Annotated in this window: 17 protein-coding genes and 1 pseudogene; 10 read left to right on the forward strand and 8 right to left on the reverse strand. The window is 57.5% G+C overall.

The genetic code is table 11. The features are described from left to right. The first annotated feature begins 2 nt into the window (after positions 1 to 2). The 8 genes and pseudogenes from ACSQ13_RS04095 to ACSQ13_RS04130 all read left to right on the forward strand — a co-directional run bounded on the left by ACSQ13_RS04095 (position 3) and on the right by ACSQ13_RS04130 (position 5229). Positions 3 to 596, forward strand: coding sequence for a tail fiber domain-containing protein (locus ACSQ13_RS04095; protein ID WP_435988207.1), 594 nt, complete (start codon positions 3 to 5; stop codon positions 594 to 596). Then, a complete protein-coding gene (locus ACSQ13_RS04100; protein ID WP_435988208.1) occupies positions 593 to 1495 on the forward strand; it encodes a hypothetical protein in 903 nt (300 codons plus the stop codon). The genes ACSQ13_RS04095 and ACSQ13_RS04100 overlap by 4 nt, the downstream gene beginning before the upstream one ends. Beyond that, positions 1495 to 2235 (forward strand): hypothetical protein, encoded by a 741-nt coding sequence (locus ACSQ13_RS04105; RefSeq protein ID WP_295510004.1) that lies wholly within the window; start codon positions 1495 to 1497, stop codon positions 2233 to 2235. The genes ACSQ13_RS04100 and ACSQ13_RS04105 overlap by 1 nt, the downstream gene beginning before the upstream one ends. Beyond that, a complete protein-coding gene (locus ACSQ13_RS04110; RefSeq protein ID WP_295510003.1) occupies positions 2225 to 2488 on the forward strand; it encodes a hypothetical protein in 264 nt (87 codons plus the stop codon). The genes ACSQ13_RS04105 and ACSQ13_RS04110 overlap by 11 nt, the downstream gene beginning before the upstream one ends. Before the next feature lie 2 nt (positions 2489 to 2490). After that, the gene (locus tag ACSQ13_RS04115; protein ID WP_435988209.1) at positions 2491 to 3123 is read left to right on the forward strand and encodes a hypothetical protein; all 633 of its coding nucleotides are present in this window, start codon (positions 2491 to 2493) and stop codon (positions 3121 to 3123) included. Continuing rightward, positions 3123 to 4400 carry a radical SAM protein gene (locus tag ACSQ13_RS04120; protein WP_435988210.1) on the forward strand — a complete coding sequence of 426 codons (1278 nt, stop codon included), beginning with the start codon at positions 3123 to 3125 and terminating at the stop codon, positions 4398 to 4400. Before ACSQ13_RS04115 ends, ACSQ13_RS04120 begins: the two co-directional genes overlap by 1 nt. Positions 4401 to 4525: 125 nt before the next feature. Next, positions 4526 to 4975: pseudogene (locus tag ACSQ13_RS04125) on the forward strand (YcbK family protein); the annotation flags it as partial. After that, entirely contained in the window at positions 4972 to 5229 is a 258-nt protein-coding gene (locus tag ACSQ13_RS04130; protein WP_435988211.1) for a hypothetical protein, read from the forward strand. The pseudogene ACSQ13_RS04125 and the gene ACSQ13_RS04130, both read left to right, overlap by 4 nt. 341 nt (positions 5230 to 5570) lie before the next feature. Here ACSQ13_RS04130 and ACSQ13_RS04135 read toward each other — a convergent pair whose 3' ends face one another. After that, positions 5571 to 5864 carry a very short patch repair endonuclease gene (locus ACSQ13_RS04135; protein ID WP_435988245.1) on the reverse strand — a complete coding sequence of 98 codons (294 nt, stop codon included), beginning with the start codon at positions 5862 to 5864 and terminating at the stop codon, positions 5571 to 5573. A gap of 103 nt (positions 5865 to 5967) precedes the next feature. On the opposite strand from ACSQ13_RS04135, the gene ACSQ13_RS04140 reads away from it, so the two are divergent. Beyond that, positions 5968 to 7512, forward strand: coding sequence for a DNA cytosine methyltransferase (locus tag ACSQ13_RS04140; protein WP_435988212.1), 1545 nt, complete (start codon positions 5968 to 5970; stop codon positions 7510 to 7512). Here ACSQ13_RS04140 and ACSQ13_RS04145 read toward each other — a convergent pair. From ACSQ13_RS04145 to ACSQ13_RS04175, 7 genes are read right to left on the reverse strand one after another with little or no spacing between them, the layout of a single operon-like run. After that, positions 7509 to 8750, reverse strand: a complete 1242-nt coding sequence (locus ACSQ13_RS04145; protein WP_435988213.1) for a hypothetical protein — start codon at positions 8748 to 8750, stop codon at positions 7509 to 7511. The two genes, ACSQ13_RS04140 and ACSQ13_RS04145, sit on opposite strands and share 4 nt — an antisense overlap. Positions 8751 to 8763: 13 nt before the next feature. Next, on the reverse strand, positions 8764 to 10572 hold the full coding sequence (locus ACSQ13_RS04150; protein WP_435988214.1) for an AIPR family protein: 1809 nt from the start codon (positions 10570 to 10572) through the stop codon (positions 8764 to 8766). 1 nt (position 10573) lies between these two features. After that, positions 10574 to 11578 (reverse strand): PD-(D/E)XK motif protein, encoded by a 1005-nt coding sequence (locus tag ACSQ13_RS04155; RefSeq protein WP_435988215.1) that lies wholly within the window; start codon positions 11576 to 11578, stop codon positions 10574 to 10576. Continuing rightward, positions 11562 to 14450 carry a Z1 domain-containing protein gene (locus ACSQ13_RS04160; protein WP_435988216.1) on the reverse strand — a complete coding sequence of 963 codons (2889 nt, stop codon included), beginning with the start codon at positions 14448 to 14450 and terminating at the stop codon, positions 11562 to 11564. Before ACSQ13_RS04160 ends, ACSQ13_RS04155 begins: the two co-directional genes overlap by 17 nt. Beyond that, the gene (locus tag ACSQ13_RS04165) at positions 14447 to 15949 is read right to left on the reverse strand and encodes an ATP-binding protein (RefSeq protein WP_435988217.1); all 1503 of its coding nucleotides are present in this window, start codon (positions 15947 to 15949) and stop codon (positions 14447 to 14449) included. Before ACSQ13_RS04165 ends, ACSQ13_RS04160 begins: the two co-directional genes overlap by 4 nt. Continuing rightward, positions 15946 to 18678, reverse strand: coding sequence for a sigma-70 family RNA polymerase sigma factor (locus ACSQ13_RS04170; protein WP_435988218.1), 2733 nt, complete (start codon positions 18676 to 18678; stop codon positions 15946 to 15948). The genes ACSQ13_RS04165 and ACSQ13_RS04170 overlap by 4 nt, the downstream gene beginning before the upstream one ends. After that, the gene (locus tag ACSQ13_RS04175) at positions 18662 to 19522 is read right to left on the reverse strand and encodes a WYL domain-containing protein (protein WP_435988219.1); all 861 of its coding nucleotides are present in this window, start codon (positions 19520 to 19522) and stop codon (positions 18662 to 18664) included. The genes ACSQ13_RS04170 and ACSQ13_RS04175 overlap by 17 nt, the downstream gene beginning before the upstream one ends. Positions 19523 to 19867: 345 nt before the next feature. On the opposite strand from ACSQ13_RS04175, the gene ACSQ13_RS04180 reads away from it, so the two are divergent. Further along, on the forward strand, positions 19868 to 21340 hold the full coding sequence (locus tag ACSQ13_RS04180) for a DUF2779 domain-containing protein (protein ID WP_435988220.1): 1473 nt from the start codon (positions 19868 to 19870) through the stop codon (positions 21338 to 21340). The last annotated feature ends 44 nt before the right edge of the window (positions 21341 to 21384 follow it).

Here is a 21384-nt window from a genome sequence, read left to right on the forward strand (position 1 = left end):
CCATGGCCAATACGCTTCTTGTCAAACGGACGACCGTGGCCGGGCGGGTGCCAACGACAGCGCAATTGGCTGCAGGTGAGTTGGCGGTCAACGTGACCGACGGCAAGCTATACCTTAAAAAAACCACCAGCGGGGTCGAGAGCATTGTCGATGTCACAAGCGCTGCACTTACCGACGCCGAACTCTTTGCCAAGGTCACCGCGCAAGACGGCCCGGGCTCGGGGCTTAATGCCGATTTGCTTGACGGCCACCATGCCAGCGCCTTTGCAAGGCTATCGGGGGCGACTTTCACCGGCGTGGTGACTGCCCCGAACTTTGTTTCCTCCTCGGACGCGCGGCTCAAATCCGAGATCACCCTCATTACAGATGCCCTTGCCAAGGTGCAGGCACTCTCTGGGATCACCTATCGCATGCACGGCAGCGAGGGCCGGCAGATGGGTCTGCTTGCGCAAGAGGTGCAGCGCGTCGCCCCCGAAGCGGTGATCGAGGCCGAAGGCGTGCTGCGTCTGGCTTACGGCAATCTCATCGGCCTTCTCGTTGAGGCCATCAAGGACCTTGCAACGCAGGTCGATCAGCTGAAAAGGACGACACCGTGATCGAGACCGGATTATTCTCAATCTACAACTGCGGGGTGCCGCTGCATTATGCCGTGGACATCAAGCCTGGCTATGCGGGCTTGGCTGTTTTTGAAGTGGTGACCCAAAGCACCCGGACGGACGAACTCGGGGCAATGCCTTGGGCGGACCTGCGCACCCATCTCGAGACCCCACCCAGCTTTGGTAATAACGCGGGCTTCGTTGATTTGGCCTACGATGAGGTGCTGATTTCGGATCTGCCAGGGACGGCCCATGGCGGCATCTACAAGGGGCGCTCTTACATCTTTGAGAACGGGATGCGCGGTGTTGACGAACTTGTCGACTACTCACTCATCGACATCGCGCTTGGCCACAACCGCAAACCGCTCCCCTGGCGCAACCGCTTTGCGCAATCCGCGAGAGAAAAGGTTGATCTGTCGTTCCGCCACCGGGCCCGTGCGCAGATTGCCAATGCGCTGGTGCTCTTCATGCCGGTCAAAGCAGCGTTCGATCAGGTGCGGATCGAGCTTCTCTGCGATCAGGATCCTATCCTTCTGAATGGGACAGCCATCACAGGACGGGTTGATAATGCGTCGATCCCCAAGGACGGCCAATGGTTCAAGCAGTTCTATTTCCACGCCGTCGCGACTGAGAAGATCACTGTGCCTGTGGGGGGGAGGGCAAACGTGCCGATTGCGCTAAAGTGGAACGGGAATGGTGCTTCTTGCGTCCACGCGCTGACGCTGAAGCTTGAGAGCGACGCGGGCTATCTGCCAAAGCGGCGGCTCACCACAGATGCATCTGGAACCGGTATCTTTGGTGTGGACGCATTGGGGCTCGCGGCAGGCGACCAGATTGCGGTCAAGATCAACACGGAACATTATAGCGCGATCGGCAAGATCGTCGTGGAGGTGGTGTGATGGAAATCCAGACCACAACCGAATTGCAGATGATCTACCCGGCCTTTGTGATGCACAAACATTGGGATATGCCCGAGGGCTTCAATGACCACCTTTATGGCTTGGCCGTTGAAGACGCGACAGCAAACCGGCTCCAGGACGCGGGCGATGGCCGCAATGTTGGGGATCATACCAACCATCTCGGCCATCTGCGGCATAACTTCCTGATGGATTGTCGCGATCCTGCCATTGTTCTGCTGGCGCAGATGGTCTCTGCCGCTGTGCGTGAATATCTCCAGCTGGCGTATGGCCATGATCACACCGGTGAAATCCGGATGATGTCGGATACGTTCTGGCAGCGCCGGGCTGCGCGCGAAAACCTAGGCATTCACGCCCACACTCATCATCAAACCGACATCGTCTGCACGTATTACCCGCGGGTGATGCTGGACGCCGACTGCCCGGACACGTCTCTCCATCGCGGGGCGGTGCGGTTTTACGATCCGGCCAATGTGGGCAAGCGGCTGTGGCCCTGTCGCAACCCCGAGGCCTATATCGGTGGCTGGTATGCGGTTGAGCCGCGCACAGGGTCAATGCTGGTCTTTGAAGGGCATGTGCCCCACGACAGCACCTATTTTGAGGGCGAGGAACGGATGTGTATTCCGGTGCTCTGCTCGCTCACACTTCCCAATTCCCACTGCAAGACCGGGCTCCAGGAGATCCTGGCACATCAGGCGCAAGGAGGCAGCCATGGCTTATAAGGTCGGAACCACCATCGTGATCGACGACAGCGGCAACGTGCCCTGGAGCCGGATCTCCGGGGCCCCGGCAGCGGGCTTGCCCGCGGGCGAATATACCAAGACAGCGACAGAGACCCAGTCGACGGGGTCTGGCAACATCGTCTCGACCACCTTCAAGGGGCTCGAGTTCCAGAGTGACATGACCTACCACGAAATTGTGTTGAACACCTACACCAACTGCAACTGTAACTGCGCGTGCGATTGTCGGTGCTGAAGGTGAAAACGCACATCACGTCGTTTGAGCTCTGGCCGACACGGGTTGCGATCTTCGAGGCTCCAGTGGACTGGGAGGTGAACAAGCAGTTGGCGGATGCGGCGATAACGGCCGCACATGTCACTGATGACACTGAGATTTTAACCGCCGCCAAGCGGCGTGTCCGCGGCATCCTTGATAAGACTGCAGCTGGTCAGGCGCTGAAAAGCCATCTCTTCGCCTGCGCCCGCACAATGCTCGGCCCCTGGGCATGTTATCTCGATCCCGATCATTGCGAAAACCGCGCCCTCGTCATGATGCCCGGCAGCTTCATCTCCACCCATAAGGACAGCCGCGAGGGCGATCTGACCTGCGTGCATTTCCTGACGGGGGAAGGCGGGGGGCAGCCGGTGAACAGCGCGGGCAATCCCCGCTTCGTGATCGAGGATCCCTCGCGCTACTTTGACGAGGGACGGTTGCCATTTGAGGCACGGCATGGATTCTCCGTCAATCCACGGCCGGGGCTCTCGGTCTTCTTTCCCTCCCATATTCCCCACAACCAGCACCCCCATGAGGGGCGCGCGCCCCATGTGCAGATCGTTGCGAACTTCCGCGTCAATCTGCCCGTGGCGATTGAAGAAAGGCTTTTTGACTGATGTGGTTTGATTTGACGCTAGAGGCACGCGACGGCAGCCGCCATCCCGCGCGCTACAACCCGCACACCTCCGAGGCCGAGGGCTTGGCCTTGCCGGTCAAACCCGGCACCTTCGCATCCGTCCCGCGTGTGGCCAAAGACCAGCCCCTCGGCAAGTCCCGCGCGCCGCGTGTTCTCAAAATCCAGCTTGGCCTGTCATGCAACTATGCCTGCAGCTATTGCAGCCAGGCGTTCCAGATCGCGGATGCCACTGTCTCGAAGCTGGCCGATGTCGAGCACTTCCTGACCGAACTTGATGGCTGGATTACGGAGGCCCCTGAAAAGATCGAGCTTTGGGGTGGGGAGCCGTTTCTCTATTGGGCCAAGATCAAGCGGCTGATCCCGGCGCTGTCGGAGCGCTTCCCTGGGGCGCAGTTTTTGGTGATCACAAATGGATCGCTGCTCGACACTGAAAAGTTGAAGTTCATCGCGCAATACGACATCTGTGTCGGCATCAGCCACGACGGACCCGGGCAGCATCTGCGCGGACCCGATCCGTTGGATCACCCCGAAAAGAGCCGCTGGATCAAAGCGCTTCTTGCCGAGCGTCCGGGCAAGACGTCGTTCAACGCGGTGCTGACGCGAGACCATCATGATCTGCAGGCGCTGAAGGCTTGGTTCGCCGAAAAGGCTGGCCCCGACGTTCCCGTGGGGCTCGAGGGCGTGGTGAATGTCTATGACGCTGCGACCGCCATCGGGACGGGACGGTTTGAACCCGCGAAGCTGAACAGCCTGACCTGGTCGATCTTCGAGGCCTTGGTTGAGGACCCGAACGCCTTCGGCCTCGGAGAGCGTGTCTACGAATTTTACAAATCCATCACCCGACGCAGGCCGATCGAGGCGTTGGGTCAGAAATGCGGGATGGATCGCGAAGACACCATCGCCGTCGATCTGCGCGGCAATGTCATGACCTGCCAGAATACGGGTGCCAAGGGCGCGCATAAGATCGGCCATGTCGCTGACTTCGATGCCATCGCGCTCGATACGGCGACGCATTTTGCGCACCGCAAAGAGTGCATGTCTTGCCCTGTCGTGCAGCTCTGCAAAGGGTCCTGCATGTTCCTCGAGGGAGACTTCTTCAAGCAGAGCTGCGCCAACGAGTTCGCGTTCAATATGGGCATCATGATGGCCGCAGTCTGGCATCTGACCGGGATGGTGGTGGTTGGGGTGAAAACACAGGCCGGGCAGATGTCGATGGAAGCGCCTGACGCCTCAACAGCCCGCGTGCCCAGTCTGTAATCCTCGTTTACAATGTCAAAGAACGCTTGGTAGATTCGATAGCCGACCAAAACCGTCGCACAAAGCAGACGAAAAGTCGTTGCCGGAAATGGGCACAATTGTGCACCTCGTCGTATGCGCAGGCTCGATGTCTACACATGAACGGCGCGGCCTTCGATATCGCCATGTCGAACCACGACCCAGTGACGTTTGAGGCGGCGGCGCGCGCTGTCGGCTTCCTCGGGTTCGGCTTCTATCCGCGCTCCGGGTTCATCCATGTCGATCTCGGACCCACCCGCCAATGGGGCGAGCGGTTCGCAATCCGAGCGACCGCCTTTGCCGAGGACACGCTGCCCGCGCGCGAGGTGCTGGCGAAAAGCCGCACCATGAAAGGTGGCGGGGCGGCAGGTGTTGCGACGCTGGGCGCGGCCGGGGTCGAGGTCGCGCAGAGCGTTCTTGCCGAAACTCAATCTGCCGTTCTCCCGCTGGTCCCCTATCTGGATACGCTCCGCTGGGTGTTCATCGCTGTGGCGCTCATTGGCATCGCGGTCACGATCTACGCCCGGCTCGACGATTGGAAGCGGGGACGGCGGTGATCGCCGGTCTGCTCACAGGGTTCGCCGCCATCCCGTGGATACGGACGGCGCTGCGCCACGGCGCCATCGCGCTCACAGTGCTCCTGTTCCTGTTTGCACTCCGGCGCTCCGGTGAACGCACGGGCCGCCTCGCCGAACGTCTCGAAAACTTGGAGGAAACCAATGATGTTCAACGCCGGATGCTGGAAGCGGCGGCTCGCCGTCCTCGTGATCGCAACGAGCTTGCTGACCGGCTGCGCGACGGACGTTTCTGACGCTGTGAGCCTCGGGGCTTGTCCGCCTGTCGTCGGGTACGGCAGGGAATTCCAGGCGCGCGCGGCAGAGGAGCTGGCCCTTCTGCCGGAAGGGTCGGCCGTCGTCGAGATGATGGGCGATTACGCTGTGATGCGGGATCAGGCGCGCGGCTGCAGATAGAGTCAGCGCATCTTGGTCTTCAGCGCAGTCTGCAGAGTATCGATCACTCAGAATGCTTGATATCCTTTTCGCCAATTTCAAGCTGCCTGTTGTCCGAGAGCAGCCAGGTTCTGAGAAGCCCAACCGTTGCCGCCAATTGGTCGGTCTTGCGCAGTGAACACTCCCACACCGTTGCGACCCTTCATCCTGCCTCTATCAACTGGTCCCGTATGGCGGCGTCTCGGATTACATTCGCGTCGAACTTCGCCTGCCAGAACTCGGGTCGCGTCGATGGAGTGGTTGTGTAACGACAGCCCTTATGGCGGTGCCAGAAGCAGCCATGCACGAAGACGATTGCGTGATGCTTCGGAAACACGAGGTCAGGTCGCCCCAGGACATTTTTCGAATACAGTCGGTAACGGAAGCCGCACGCATGAAGTGCCCGCCGAAGCACCAGTTCGGGCTTCGTGTCCTTCCCCTTGATCCCGGCCATCATCCGGGAGCGGGTCTGTTTGTCTACGATATCGGTCACGTGCACCCTGGTCTTCGATCTGGAACCTAGTATACACTGACTGAATGAATTTCGTCAGGAGTTTGATTTGTCAGCCACTTTCGGCATTGTCGATCTGTTCGCCGGTCCAGGCGGACTTGGCGAGGGCTTTGCCTCCCTCGTCGAGGACGGACATGCGCCGTTCCGGATCGGAATCTCGGTCGAGAAGGAGGCATCGGCCCATCGCACCCTGACGCTGCGCGCGTTCCTTCGTGAATACCAGGCTCTTCACGGCGCCTTGCCCGACGAGTTCATCGATTTCCATGCGGGGCTTGTCCCCGAGCCGGATTGGTCAGCAGTCGACGCCGAAGCGTGGCAGCTTGCCATTGATGAGGCTCGTGCACTCGAACTCGGCACTGAGGCTGCTGCGACGGCGATTGACGGTGCCATCGCGAAGCTACGCAAAAACTATGATGATACGATTTTGATCGGCGGACCGCCCTGTCAGGCTTATTCCCTGGTGGGGCGCGCCCGGGCGAAGGGCAAGATCGGCTATGTGCCTGAAGAGGATGAGCGGCACTACCTGTTCCGAGAGTACATCCGCGTGCTCGACGGGCTTCGTCCCGCGGCTTTCGTGATGGAAAACGTCAAGGGCATGCTGTCCTCGACTGTCGAAAGTCGGCTTGTCTTCGAGATGCTGATGGAAGACCTGTCGTCGCTTGGTACGGGCCAAGGTCATCACTACGATCTGCTGACGGTCCGGGTGGAAGATGGAAAAGCCAGCCTGCAAGAAGCAGGGCGACCGTCTGATTTTATCGTGCGCGCCGAGGAGTTCGGGGTACCGCAACGACGCCACAGGGTCATCATCGTCGGAATTCGGTCCGATCTTTCTGGCAAGGCTGCGCGCGCCGAGATTGCCGTCTCGGCTCTGACGCGGACGGTCAGCGACGTGATCGGGACGATGCCCGAGCTGCGCAGCGGCATTAGTCGTGGTCGGGACGATTCATCGGCGTGGCGAAAAGAGGTTGTCGAAGCGGCGAAACTTCTGGCCAAAATCCATAAGGGGAAGGAGACCGCTCCGCTTCGGGAGGCATTCTCATCCGTTACCAAGCGAATGAAGTCGGGCTCGCTGAGCCGTCGAACGGCGTCATACCTGCCGGATGGTTATGGCACTTCAAACGATGAACTGCTGCGCTGGCTTGAACGGCCAGAACTGCGCGCCATTGCCCAGCACGAAACACGCGGGCACATGCCCTCGGATCTTGGACGGTATCTGTTCGCCGCAGTGTTCGGAGCAGTGCGCGGCTACAGCCCAAAGGCTGCCGATTTTCCGCTCACGCTCAGCCCGGATCACCGGAATTGGCACAGTGGCGTCTTCAATGACCGATTTCGTGTCCAACTGGCCGACGCCGCCGCGACTACGGTAACCAGCCATATCTCCAAGGATGGGCATTACTTCATCCATCCCGATCCGATGCAGTGCCGCAGCCTGACCGTCCGCGAGGCCGCCCGGCTGCAGACCTTCCCCGATGACTACCTGTTCTTGGGCAACAGGACCCAGCAGTATGTCCAGGTCGGAAACGCAGTGCCGCCGTTTCTTGCGCGACAGATTGCTGACCTTTTGCTAACTGCATTGACAGGTCAGCGAGACTAATCTGAAACCTTCACAGATAACTTTACGCCGAGCTCGTCGGCGATTCGTGTAAGTAAATCCTTTTTATGGGAAGTACTTGAGTGCGTCATCACATAGTATCCGTCGATATTTGCAGTATTGTATCGTTCAGACGGAGTATCTGAAATCAAAGGTTCACGATTTACTTCAAGTCCGAGACTTTTTACCTGTTCAACGCCCATTTCGATTATTGCTTTTGCGAATGTCTCCGCTGCCGTCTTGCTGCTGATGACGCGACCATCATCCATGATTACGATTAAGCTCTTTCTGGGCGATTTCCTAGGTGTATCGCTTGAAACCTCATTTGAATCAAGCTCCTCCGCCTCACTGAGTATAGGGACCATTTCTGAAATCCCGCTCCAATCGGATCTAATCTCGACGACCTTCTGACGAAACGTCTGCAGCCTTCTTCCAAGCTCGGCTCTCTTCATTGCCTCTTCATACTGAGACAGACCAAATAGATGTGCGCCTTCTGTGTTGAGATGTGCAATTTCGTGTTCGAGGTCATCAATTAGTTTTTCAAGGGTGGACGTAATTTGATCGTTATGCATTCCACGCTCATCCATTTTAATTTTTCTCGTTCTTCTGTTCAATTTAGACGCAGGGGTAACCCTCGCCGCAGAACTAGCGCCTTTGTGAGTCAGGCGACGAATAGTGTCTCCCGATTGCACTAATCGGACCTCATGCTCTGACGGCAGATCACTCGGCGGAACCCAATCGGCTTCTGCGGGATCAGGGAGTAGTCCATAAACAGGAGAGAAACTTCCAGTTGCACCATTTAGAATATTGAATTCATCCTCGCCTGCGTCGATTGAAGTGACATCAGCCGTATTGGCAAGAGCGATGATGCTGGATGCGATGCGCTTCAACTCACCGGGACGTTCCGAGAACTCATTCCAAAGAATGGCTTCAAGTTGGTTGCCACGCTTGAGGCTAGTCCGACCACTTTCGGTATACAAAGGGTCATGTGCGGCGAAATTACGCAATTTCATTTCTACGGCACTGGCACTCCTCAACGGCACTACCGTGCTTGTAAGGCCGAGTGTTTGACTGACTTTGGCAATTTGTGCCACCAGATACGAAATGCCTTCCGAATTAGGTCGTGGATCTTCATTACGATGGTCAAGATAGTAGTCGAGCGCGAGGATCAACTCTTCGCGTGTCCAACTCGGGTTTCGTTTCCCATCTCTGCTTGTCATCATGGTTTTCGTTTCCTGCATCTTGAAGAATTCTTTACGAGTTCGTTCTCAGCTCGGGGATTGTTGGCGATGGTGCGGCATAGTCGGCGCTTCTGACTTTCGCCCATGTATCTGCGCGTTTCGCAACTTCCGAGAGCTGTTGGCCCGGGGCGATCCGGTTGAATTCCGCGTTGACAACCACCGCCCAGTCCCAGAGCAGGTCGCGCAGACCAACAGAAACATCCTGCCGCATCCATATCTGCTCGAGGTCTAGCCTGCTACTGAGCTTTTCCGAAACAACGGCAACGACATAGGTGGCAATGTTCACATAGCCTTGGCGAAAAATCTCCTTTGCATCTTTCGTTTTTATCATGCTTTCGATCGCCTTGAACAAGATGACCTTCGCAATCATCGCGCGAAACCACTTCGCATCGAGCGGGCTGGGAACAACATTTGGATCTTCGTCGAGTGCAGCCATAAGTGCTGCGAAATTCTTTTCGCCTCCAAGCGCGACCTGGTTGGGCTTTCCGCGCCAAGCTTCATGGTACTTGGCAATGTCGTTCTTGGTCAGTTTGCGCCTTGGCGGGATCATCTCCTTCAGCTTGCGCCGTTTGGCAGGCGTGGTGCCCTCTCTCAGCAGCATGACGTTATAGGCTCCGGCCGCCCGCTCGTAGAACCAACGAGTAGCTCCATCCGGGCACCAAGTGTCGTTCGCAAGTTTTTCGAGCTCTCGATGGAATGGGCGATTTGCCGAGAGATCGGACATTTTCACTGCGTTCTGGCTGTTGGCATAACGTGAGACGTTGCTGATCAATCGTTCACGCGCTTCGTCTTGAGACCCCTTGAGAATTATGATCTTCGCCGGAACCATGACGTGGCTCAAATCTATGGTGCGATCGTCGCGCGACGCGAAATAGATACTCGAGGTTGTCTGGCCACCGTTCACGATCTGCAGCCCCTTCAGGAATGACAGACCCAGATTGCCGTCATCGGAACGCTCGAACGCAGCTTCGTCGCAAACCAGGACAAGGCCGTTATTGAATGCGAGAAAGTGCTCCGGTTCCTTTCGTAGCGTTTCAACTATGCCCTTGTTCACCGCACGTTTGTTTCCGAGGAAAGTGCGGATGTTGGCTTCGAGCAGCGTCGTACCGAAACGAAGATAAAGATCCCGAATAAGTTGCCCGGGAATAGCCGTTAGGGCGTATTCGTAATCTGCGTCAGGGTCAGGGACGTGGACACAGGGCAGCGGTCGACCTAGCGACTGAACGAAACTGACTGCAAGTTCATCTCTTGGTTTTCCTTCGGTGTGTCGAAACAGCCGCTCGATATCCATCGCCTCGACGGCCACCATCTTCTGATGAACCTCCTTGTTCGAGAACCGCTTGGTCTTGGTTCGCCCGTCTGTGATCACGAACACCCGAAGTCGATCGATGTCGTTCCATCGGGAACGGATGGTTGCAACGAGGTCCCTGACAGGGTGGGTAGGATCAATTTTCGTGTCGAGCTGGCCGCTTGCAGCGCGAAAGAGAAAACGCACGCCTTCACTGGCGGTTCCAGTGGCATCTGAGTCGCGGAGATCGTTCAATTCGTTAGTCCCGAAATAGTGGGTCACGAACAGGTCGAGCGCCGTTTCATCTGAGCTGAGGGCATAACCGGTGATGCGCAGTCTGGCGTTGCCGACCTTACCGTTCCAATGGCAAACGGTCGGCGCGTCGCATATCCCGGTTTCCGCCACATGCTCCATCACCATTTCGGCAAAGACGAGTTCCTCCGAAGGAAAGGGGCCCTCACCATCCGCCACGCGTTCGGCGATGATCGTCTGCAGGTCAGATCGAAAATTGTGGTGAAATTCTTCAAGGCTCATGTCATTCCAGTCCAAATTCGTTGATAAGATCGGTAATGCCGACGGAGGCGACTTCCAGAGCATCGAGATCGAGCACATATGCAGCTGAACGGATGGCGACTGGCAGGGCAGCACGCGTGAGGCGCGGCATGTCACCTTCCGAGCGAAATCCCCTCGTATCCTTCAATGTCAGCGTTCGGCCATAGAGCGGCGCATGCTCGTCGAGGTACCCCATCACCATCAGCAAGGCTTCGAAGCCGCGTTGCACTCCAGCATGCTTAAATCTCTCGCGGAGTTCGGAGACGAAATCGACGAGCGAAAAACCGTCCGTGTTTTCTTCAAATCGAAACCCACAAAGAAAAATGGGCGCCCGATTACCATCCAGCTGCTCTATGCTATTGATCCGGGCAAGGAAGCTGCCGGTCCGAACCGTGCTCTTCACTTCGATCGCGCCGCCGCGTACGTGAAAATCCTGCGCTGCCCTCAATGGTCCCTGCCAGCAGTCGAGAGCACCGGCTCCCAAGGAGGTGTCCGCGAGCAATCTGAGCATCCATAATTCGCCGAGAAGGCCGATCTGTGCATCGGGTGAGAGAGGGCGGTGCGTTCGTGCCATGAACGCCTGCCACTCCCGAACCCGTTCAAGGAAGGCCTCTATCACATCACGATTGGGCGTGCCGGCTGCGGCTTCCAGTGTTCGCAAGACATCGATGACCATGATGGCGAAGATGTCCGGCGACCCTTCCGGCCGTCTCACCAAGGCGATGGCCGTCTTTCCGGCAACGACAGTCTGACCCTCGATAATGGCGACATCGAATCCCTTGCCTTCAGGCAGCCGTGCCGGGTTCACTGACCACGAGCTGGGAAAGGAGACAATCAACGCTTCTCGTCCAAGGGGAAAGTGGCAGCCTGCCTCAACCGAGACAGCGCCCATCCCGGTGAGGTGAACAAAGCGCCAGTCTTCACTGGCTTCCTGGCGCGCGAGTGCTCTCCATGCCCGTGCAAGCCCCTCTTCAGTCCACCCAGTCATTGAGGCCTCCCCAGAGAACGCTGTTGGCGATGTACCTTGAGTTAGAGACCCTTCTCTCGGAAGTGCTCGATGGGAAACTGATTGCCCAGGCTACTACGGGGTGGGCATCTGCGAGTTCTGGAACCTCAGCACCGGCAGGATCGAGCAGGTAGAGCATCAGCAGGCCGCGTTCTCGTCGAGCCGGAATACTCGCTTCAACCACGCCGTTTCCGAGAACGTGACGGATCTGCGGACCTCTGGGTTCGGACGGTGGTTCCTTACCTTCGTTTCGATCCGTATCATTACGCCAGGTTTTTCGGCTGAGTTCGAGGGCGGCCTTCCACTCTGCCTCTGTCAGATCTATGGCTTGATCGCGGGGGGAAATGAGAGTTTTGATAGAGTATCGATCCGCATGCTCAGCTGCTCTGCGGCGATCCAACATTTTGACCGACGCGCCACCAACCGACTTTTCTGTTCCGGGCTGATCTTTTCCGATCAGGGCCACGGTCCAGTTCGTAAGTTCCTGATCTTTGTTCATTTCCTCGATGAAGTCTGCGATCAGTGGGCTCATGATCCGGAAGCTGGCCGCGTGGGTCCTGTACTCACGGAGGAACGAGATCACGCTGAGTGCCGACACATCTCGCCACAGGTGACCGTTCCACTTCTGACCGTCGGGCACGAAGTGCTGGTGGTTCAGGTCCGTCGATGGGCCAAGTGCGCTGATGAAGCGATCCGCGGCATTGAAGTTTGCCGCGATGTCGTCCTTCCGATTCGGAAACACGATGGTCTGCAGCAGATCGCCGGAATAGGTTAGCTGCATCGCGCGCGCGTTTCGCATCTTTGCCCGCGATGTTACGGTCAGCACGGAGTGGGATTTCACGCGCAGGCCGAACTGCTTGGGCGTAGCACCGGCCGCAACCATATTGTCAAACTCTTGGCGTAGCTCTTCGGCTGCATCGGCGATATGGCCGAACCACTCCACCATTTCTTGGGATGTGTATAGGCGGCAGACATCGAGGTAGCCGTCACGATATCCGAACCACCGACCCATTTGCATAAGTGTGTCGTACATGCGGGCTGTTCGGAGGAAGTAGCTTGTACAGAGACCTTCGAGCGTCAGACCACGCGCCAGCTTGTCGCCTCCGATGGCGATCACCTTCAGGCCGGTTGCCTCATTCTCGGCATAATCGAGAGCGTCTTTCGCCGTGCCATTGATCTCGCGCACGCGGATGTCCGACAGAACGTCCGGCAGAACGGCACGAATGTCCGTCCAAGAGAAGTCCTCCAGCGTCTCCCCTTCGACAAGGGCATCTCGGATCCCTCGCATGCCGGGTAGGAAGGTCGCTTCATATTCCTCGCGCATGGATGCTTCGAGAGAAGAGAGTTCGATGCCGCGGGTGTATCGGCCTTTCATGTCCCTCACGTAGGTGGCTACCTGATTGAAGACTTCATTCTGCACCGAGGTGAAGCGGGTCACGTGGATGAGCATAGAGGAGTGCTTGTCGCCGTGTCCGCGCAGTTTCCGCAGGGCACAGGCATAAATGAAGGACCGGATTGCTTCCGCGAGCGAGTCCGGCACGCGATCTTCGCCCTTCCAGCGTGGCCGATGCCCATTCTTGTGCGGCTTCATTTCGGGCGACGTTGTCGACTTGCTAGGCATCCAAGGCTGGAATTCATCGTCTGATAATGTGCGCACCAGTGGCAGGTCGTCTGGCGTGCTTGAAGCGGACCCGAACACGCGCCCCGGTCCAACGTAGTTCGACGGTGCCGCAAGGTTGGTGATGAATGCCGACGGGAACAGGTCGGGGCCGTGCTCCTGCGTCTCACCTCGCTCGTGAATGAAGATGTTTGCAAAGGGTGTCGCCGTGTAGCCGACGTATGCCTTGCGTGCGAAGTGGTGCAGAATCGCCCGGATCAGCCTGTTGATAGTTTTCGGTTGATGCTCGAGATCCGGATTGCCAAAATCATCCACGACGTCTTCGCCCGTATCCACTGAACCATGATCGGACTCGTCGTCGATTACAAGAATTGGCAAATTGGTGACCAGCTTGCGACCTGTTACGGGATCGATGTGATTGGCGACGCGATTTCGGATCCAGTGTAGCAAGCGCTCCAGGACTGTCTTGTTCTTCTTGACCACGAACAGCCACGGTCGCTGTTCGGGACTGATATTCATTTTGGCGGCGACAGCCGTATTGAAGTCGCCCTTGTCACTTCGATTGGTTGCGGCATTGGGACGGACGGATGTGTCGTTGTCGATCAGCCCGACCCCGACCGCGGGAAGCTCATCGGCATCCGCGATCGTGGCAAAGCCGAGGAATCCCTCGTCGAGGCGGATCTGGGTCTGAGCTCTCAGGTTATTGTGCAGACCGGCAAGCACGATGATGATCTTGTAACCGGCGTCGGCAGCCTTGCAGATCAGACCAGTGTAGTTCCCGGTCTTTCCAGACTGCACGTGGCCGACCACCAGACCGCGACGATCCCAAGCGCCTTCACGGATCGGATCCTCGAGGTTTGACAGGACTTCATCGGTGGCAACGTCGAGGGCGTCGAGGGCCGTCCACGGGATACGCGTCTCCATGTATTCGGAGTAGCGTTGCCAGTATGTCCAGCCCCTTTTTCTTTCAGCGTCGAGCCAGGGAATATGGTTCTCTCCGCTTGAGAGGGTGGCATTCTGGCCAACGGTGCGGCTTGATCGACGGATCAATTCGTCAACGAGCGCGTCCCGATCGACGAGGGCAAAATCGTCTTCCATCATGATCGCGAGCTTGGTCAGCTCCTTTTCGATCATTTCTGGCGTGACTGGACTCTGAGCCCGCTCTGCGGCGAGGCGAAGCATATTCTGCGCCATCGAGAGTATTGAATCAAAAGCCTTCTGATTGGAAATCGTCATTGTTTATCTTTCACTTCAAGGGATGAAACCAGATCGAGGTGCCTGTCGAATGGGGGCGTGCGACCGAGCCGTTCGCGCGCCTCAGCAGGACTGAGACCACGAAATTCCACGAGTGCTTCAAACATCGAGGACAGCGTCTCCATCACTTCGTTGTCGGGTGCCCCGGCGAAGCCTGTCCTCGGCGTCTCCTTGTCTTCTGCAGTATCCAGCCAGATGCGCTGAACTGGAACTGTCTCCTCGATGAGCCTGAGAACAGCGAGGATGTCCGGCTTGAGCGATCCGGCGCGCTTCAGGATCGAGGCGACGAGGTCATGGTCACGGGCAATCCGGTAGGATGTACCTTGTGCGGAGCGCCGCACTTGCCAAGCTTCAGCAACAGCGTTCGAGCGCGTGCCCGAAACAGGCGTGATGTGACCCCGGTGGGCGAAGACCCGTCTCGCGGTATCTCGCGTTTCTGATGCCAGACGGTGAAGCTGAGACCGCAGACGTACCGGAGGACTGGCTGTCGACTTCAGGACATTGATCTTCCATTCGGCGTCCGCGCTGTTCGGTATGTCGAGACGGATTCGGGCAAGCCTGTGGGCTTCATCGCGCGGCCATGGCTTGCCTCCATCGCCCAGGCCCAGCCAGCCCCCAGCGAGAAGGAGACGCTTGTTGCGGTAGACGTAGAAACCCTCCTGCTGCGTCCAACCTCCGGGCCCAGCGGCGATTTCCTGTTCTGCGGGCCTAAGCATGTCGCGATGCGGCAGGACGTGGCATTGAACCGTCACACCCGTGGTGTGGAGGATGCGATACTCGGGGCTTTCAAGTGCCTTGCCAGGATGTCCCATCAGGTATGGGTCCCAAGGCTTCATACCTCTACCGTTGAGAAGGAGGCGAAGCTTGGGCTGCTGGCCATCCAAGAGACGATGAAATGTCATCGCAAGGTGCGCCTCGACATGATCGGCGAGCTCGATCATATCAGTGGCGGCGAAGCCATCGGTCACGATACGGTCCAGCTTCTCCCAGAGGACGATGGTGCCGTGGTCCATCTGCTCAAGCGGCGCAAGCAGATGCTCAGATCCTTGCGCAGGCCCTTCAAAGAGTGGCCATTCGGCGCCCGGCTCTTGACCAATGAGGTCAAGATCCCAGCGCAGACACACGACAGGTCCGCCATTCTGCCGACTGGCTACAGTCAGTCGTCGAGCCTGCGAGAAACTCGCTGTCTTCAGGCCCAGCCCGAAGCGCCCTAGGTCGCTGGCGGCGCGTTCTGCCCGCGGATCGCGTGCGCCGAGCCGCATCCCTGCCTCCAGAGCCGCGTCGTCCATGCCGTCGCCGTCATCAACGATCCTTACCCAGCTCTCCAGACCAGCCCATTCGAGATGAATGGCCACCTCGCCTGAGTTCGCAGCGATGGAATTGTCGACCAGATCGGCAAGTGCAGTAGGAGGCGCGTAGCCGAGCCCCCGAAGGGATTCGAGCATCGAGCCAGGATGAGGAGGAGCATTTCGCACAGTCATTGGCGTTGTTCCCTGCCGGAGTCTGCCAGACCGAGGCGGCTCAACTTACCAATTACTGCATTCCGGCTGGTTCCCCCCAGCTCCTCCGCAATCTCACTTGCACTCATGCCAGCCGCCCAAAGCTCCTCAAGACGAGCTACACGGTATCTCGTCCACGACATAAGTTGCCGCTTGCTGTTATCTGTTTCGGATGCCCCATCTTTTTCTGTGTGCTGCACAGAAGGGCCTTTCAATCCGCGACTGCTGTCGTAGCCTAGCAATTCTTGGAGACGACGCTTGCGGCCCGGATGGGAAAGACGATCGAGGGCCTTTGCCTCGATCTGTCGGATGCGCTCGCGCGTCACACCATAGATCTGGCCAATCTCCTCGAGTGTCATGTCGGAGTCGCGATCGATCCCAAAGCGCATCCGGATTATATCTGCCTCGCGCTCTGGCAGTTCCGCCAGGGCGTCTATGATAATTCTTTCATTCTCCGCCTGATCGAATGCATTCGCGTCCTCCTGTTCGGGCAATACTTCGTCCCAGTCGTCGATGCTTTCGGGATATTCGGCCGTTCGGGGGATCGAGCGAAACTGACTCACCTCGTCAGTTGTCCATTCCAGTTCAACGGCGAGATCGCTGTCGGAAACTATGCCGTCAGCCCGCACGTCGAGCCTTTCCAAAGCGAGGTCGAGCCTCGCGATTTTCTCTTTCCGATGAACGGGGATACGGATCGCTGCGCCTTCGTCAGCGCGCCATCGCATGACGGCCTGCCGCATCCAGTAGGAGGCGTAAACAACAAAGCGATAACCGCGCTCTGGATCAAAGCGCCGTGTGGAACGTTGAAGACCCATGAACGCCACTTGGAAGACGTCCTCAGGGTCTTCGCCTTCCTCCACGTTTCGAGCAGCAAAGCGCCGCACGTAAGGCAGGTGCTCGTGGATGAGGCGCTCGTTGGCGGCCTCAAAAACCGAGATCTGTGTATCCAGCCAGTTGGCATGCTCTGGGTTAGCATTGCTTTGTTCGAGCGAGCTGACGAGCTCCTTGTGGAAAGCCAGAGAGAGATCGAGCGACTCGAGCGCGGCGAGTGCCTGCCTTCGCCGTTTACCGTCCAACACGCGACCATTTGCCTGCCAGAACTTAAGGGCTTCCGCAGCTGCCATGACTTCGGCCGTCTCGGTGTGGCCGGGGCGTGAGGGGATAATGGTCTTCAGTGAGACAGAACCTGGGTCTCGGACCCCACCCCCGATGCTGTCGACGACATCGAGGATCGTTTGGACAGCAGATTCGGAGGCGAGAATTCCCAGCTGAAGCTCTTGCTTTGCCCGGATCATGGGATCCAGCAGTTGCAGTTCGTCGGACTTGTCCATGACGAAGCGTTGCGTTCCAGGCAGCCGCGTCGATCGCGTTAAGGCTGCCTCGATTGCTTCAGCCAGTTCGTCGGAGGATGTGTCCGATCTGGCGTCCCAGAGCCCGACAATATGCCCGGAACTCTGATCGACCGGGTCAAAACCTGCAGCCTCCAGATTGCGCAAGAGGTTGGTGCGTAATTCCTCGAGATCGCCATTGCCTTCGCAAAGTGCGACGAGGCTCTCGATATCGCTGAATGAGCACCACCCCTTTGCCAAAGTTTCCTCGGCCCAAGTGATGCAAATCTCCGGATCGATCGACAGTCGCGTGCCGGTCTGAACGACGGCGCGCTTGACCGATTGGCGCCCGCGGTTGCGGACCTTCAGGAAGTCATGCTCTGCGCCAAGATCCGTGGTTACGGCGGCGGCACCGATGCCTTCTCCGGCAATCGATGCAGGTGAAAGGTCAAGATCCCAATCTCCGTCCTCATCGTCCGAAACCACAGGTGCCGGACTGACGAGCGCCACGAATGTCCCCGAAACCGTTTCGCTCGCGGACTCGCCGAAGAACTCCTCTGGCTCTTCCTCGGCCTCGAAACCAAGCAAATCGTCAAGGTCATCCAGCTGGTTGGGTGCCGGCGCAGTTTGCGCAATTTCCGGGCTAGGCCGTTGCTCTGGCCCCGCAGAGAGCTGCGCAGCAACATTCGGGGGTACTTCGCTAGTTGTTTCGGAGCTGCTAGTTTCCGCACCCTCCTTTTCCCACAAGCCGAGACGAAGCGCCTTGCTCAGCACTGCATTACGGCTTACCCCGCCTAATTCCCTCGATATCTGGTTCGCGCTCTGGCCCTCGAACCACATCCGTGTCAGAAGCTCGACCCGGTCGTCAGTCCAAGAAGTGTCCGCACTCATCTCTTGGCGACGCCGACCAACGTCATCCGGCTCTGTCTCATTGACTACTGAGAGATGAGTTGGGGGAATGGCCTCAATCATGTCCGCAGTAGTCTCGAGGATTGGGTTCTCCTCGCGCGCTTCGAGGCTTTCGAACTCCCGCGAGTTCGTAACTAGCGAAGACAGAAGCTGCGATGCTAGCCTATGGCCCTCTGCATGCGCCACGTCAGCGGGTGTCTGCCGTTCATGGTTCAGTGCATCGGGATCGGCGCCAGAGCGAATGAAGAGATCACAAAGCGCAAGATTTCCCATCCGTGCTGCCAAGTGAAGTGGAGTATCTCCCTTCGGGTCGGTCGCACGCAGGCGAACGGACGCGGCGAAATCGGCAAGTTTCTCGAGCTTTCCTTCGGCAATCAGCCGAATTTCGAAAGGGTTGAGAAATTGGATTTCAGGCTCACTCATCGGCTGGTCACGACTGCCGAGTATACGGGACAATTTATCCAGGATTTTCATGAACGGCCTCCCTGTTGAGAAGCACGATCTGCTGATCCTGCGGCTTTCTTGCGTCGGGATCAATATCCAGCCCGAGACGCCTGAGCGCATAATAGAGCAGCGCGCGCCGGACCATGATCTTCGCCTTGCCCGCACGCATCCCGTAATCGAGCGCGATGACCTTGGCCTGGGTTCCTGAAAGCGCGGGGTGTGGACCGATCTCCAGTGTGATCTTTGTGTTCCAGTCGCGATCTTCTTCCGCCGACACGCTGCTCTCTTGCGATCCACGAATTTCAAGCATCCGTGAGAGCAGGAAGTCCTTGAAGGCTTCGTCGGTCAAGCAAAATGCCCGCGTGTGCCAGCGAAAGCCATCGAACCCGATGGCATGCGGAGCAATCCAGCGCCAACGCGGCTCCGGGCTCGAGAGGGATTGGTATTTCACCTCGATGGCCTCTGAACGGCGGATGGCTCCGACAACTGATCGCAGTGTGACAGGGTTCACACCGCGTGCGGGCGTTGGCGCAGCGTCATAGGATGGCAGTGCGGAAATCCAGGTATCGTCGTTGTCCATAATGCCATCCGCCAGAGACCGCAGCTGTGCGAGGTAGCGGCTGGCATCAGGTTTCAGGAATTGGGCGGAATACTCTGGGCCACGGACATAAGTCCGCGCGCTCTTGTTGTAGACCATGTTGTCTGGAGCGAAGCCGATGTAGCGGTTCAGGTCGGCGGACGCCTGGTTCACCGATAGCCCGAACTGCTCCATCAAATCGCTGCGGTTCACATGCCCCTCCCAAAACAATCGAAACTCGATGAACTCGAGGCGCTGCGCGACTCCCCAACGAAGCTCCGACTTGTCGTTATCCACTTTGCACTCCCAGCTCGGCGCGTTTGATTAATATGCGCGCCCATTTTTTGTGCTGATTGCACGCTAGCGGGGAGTCCTGTAGGGTTCAATCGAAATGCTTCAAAAGATTGTCTTTTGTGCCGTTCCACCGTCTTGGGAGGGGCGACTGCTTTATCCCTCGGCTGGTTGCGCCTCCATGGAACTCTAGACTTCACGTTCGAATATCTGCTGACCCACAGTTCTTATCGCGCGGCGAACAGAACAAAATGCAGTGAATGGACGCTTCGATTGCTGATCCATCAGGGCTTGGTTCACCAACGACACCCGTGCATACTCCTTCGAAGCCAACACAAATGAATATTTCGCATGCAACTTTCTAAATCAGACTACATGCTGTTTCTAAAGCATCCTGCCTGGCTCTGGATTAAGAAGCATGCAAAGCATCTTCTTCCGCCGATCGACCCGGCTCTTCAAGCTCGTTTTGATGAGGGGCACGCGTTTGAACCTCACGCTGAGGCGCTTTTCCCTGACCTTGTTCGCCTCGGATTTTCGGATTTTGCGGGCTATCGATCTCTGACGTCTCTGACATCTAAAACTTGGCAGGAGGGGGCGAAAGCGGTCGCACAGGGCCGGTATGAGGATGGCCCGATCACATGTATCACTGACATCGTGAGTTGGGATGGCGACGGCTACGTTCTGACAGAGATTAAGAGCAGCACTTCAGCCAAACCTGAGCACACATTCGATCTAGCATTTCAGCGTGTTGTCCTCGAGGGCGCTGGCTTGCCTATCTCGCGCTGCGAGGTAGCACACGTGAATCGCGACTACGTCAGAGATGGCCAGATTGATCCAAAGGATTTGGTCGCCATCACTAATATCACAGAAGCAGTTGCCGGTCAGATCGAAAACACGCGTACGTGGATAGACCATGCATTAAAAGTGGCTGCTAGTGATACGATGCCAGATGCGGCCCCAGAACGGGCACGCTTGAAATCCTACGATGAATGGCTGGAAATCCGCGAGAAGCTTGATCCACCTCTAGCGCCAGACAGCATCCATCGTCTTCCGTTCATCAATGCGGAAAAATCCTCCGCTTTGATCGAGGCTGGGATCACTTCGATCGATGCAATTGACGATCCATCTGTCTTGGGAAAATCGACCCGGCGATACTTGGCTGCGCGGGCCCAAGGGTCACGGACCATTGACCGTGACGCGCTGGATCGATTCTTGGGCGGGATAGTCTATCCAGTTTATTACTTCGACTACGAGACAACACAGAGCCTGCTGCCACCGTGGAACGGAACACGTCCGTACCAGCAAGTACCGTTTCAGTATTCCCTGCATATTCAACATGAACCCGGCGGCGATATCGAGCACAGAGAATATTTGCACCGTGATGAGAGCAACCCGATGCCAGCGCTTCTAAAAAGGATTAGAGAGGATGTCGGTGACGTAGGCTCCGTGTTGGTGTGGTACGAACCCTTCGAGAAGAGTCGCAATACTGAGATGGCTGCAGCTTTTCCGGAGCACGCAGCGTTTCTGAGTAACTTGAACGCGCGTGTGATCGACCTCATGCAGCCGTTTTCGGACGAGACCATCACCGATCCTGCGTTCATGGGCAGTGCTTCGATAAAGAAGGTCCTTGCGGCTCTGGTTCCTGAACTTGCATACGACGACCTCGACATCAAGGAAGGTGCAAGTGCATCCCGTCTGTGGAAAGATGTTACGCTGACCAATCCAGAAGCCACGGAACGTGATAAGGTTTATGCTGATCTAGTTGCTTATTGCACTCGTGACACCTGGGCGATGGTTGCAATTCATAGGGCGTTGATGGCGTAGTAAAAGTCATCAGGCGCCTATTTGCGGTCCAATATAGCTTAGTA

The organism is Sulfitobacter sp. SH22 (assembly GCF_965641905.1).
Taxonomy (GTDB): domain Bacteria; phylum Pseudomonadota; class Alphaproteobacteria; order Rhodobacterales; family Rhodobacteraceae; genus Sulfitobacter.

Excerpts from the sequence above, each read along its gene's own strand:
- ACSQ13_RS04095 (WP_435988207.1), top strand. The coding sequence starts at position 3 with ATGGCCAATACGCTTCTTGTCAAACGGACGACCGTGGCCGGGCGGGTG.
- ACSQ13_RS04105 (WP_295510004.1), top strand. The coding sequence starts at position 1,495 with ATGGAAATCCAGACCACAACCGAATTGCAGATGATCTACCCGGCCTTT.
- ACSQ13_RS04110 (WP_295510003.1), top strand. The coding sequence starts at position 2,225 with ATGGCTTATAAGGTCGGAACCACCATCGTGATCGACGACAGCGGCAAC.
- ACSQ13_RS04120 (WP_435988210.1), top strand. The coding sequence starts at position 3,123 with ATGTGGTTTGATTTGACGCTAGAGGCACGCGACGGCAGCCGCCATCCC.
- ACSQ13_RS04135 (WP_435988245.1), bottom strand. The coding sequence starts at position 5,864 with ATGATGGCCGGGATCAAGGGGAAGGACACGAAGCCCGAACTGGTGCTT.
- ACSQ13_RS04145 (WP_435988213.1), bottom strand. The coding sequence starts at position 8,750 with ATGCAGGAAACGAAAACCATGATGACAAGCAGAGATGGGAAACGAAAC.
- ACSQ13_RS04150 (WP_435988214.1), bottom strand. The coding sequence starts at position 10,572 with ATGAGCCTTGAAGAATTTCACCACAATTTTCGATCTGACCTGCAGACG.
- ACSQ13_RS04155 (WP_435988215.1), bottom strand. The coding sequence starts at position 11,578 with ATGACTGGGTGGACTGAAGAGGGGCTTGCACGGGCATGGAGAGCACTC.
- ACSQ13_RS04160 (WP_435988216.1), bottom strand. The coding sequence starts at position 14,450 with ATGACGATTTCCAATCAGAAGGCTTTTGATTCAATACTCTCGATGGCG.
- ACSQ13_RS04165 (WP_435988217.1), bottom strand. The coding sequence starts at position 15,949 with ATGACTGTGCGAAATGCTCCTCCTCATCCTGGCTCGATGCTCGAATCC.
- ACSQ13_RS04170 (WP_435988218.1), bottom strand. The coding sequence starts at position 18,678 with ATGAAAATCCTGGATAAATTGTCCCGTATACTCGGCAGTCGTGACCAG.
- ACSQ13_RS04180 (WP_435988220.1), top strand. The coding sequence starts at position 19,868 with ATGCAACTTTCTAAATCAGACTACATGCTGTTTCTAAAGCATCCTGCC.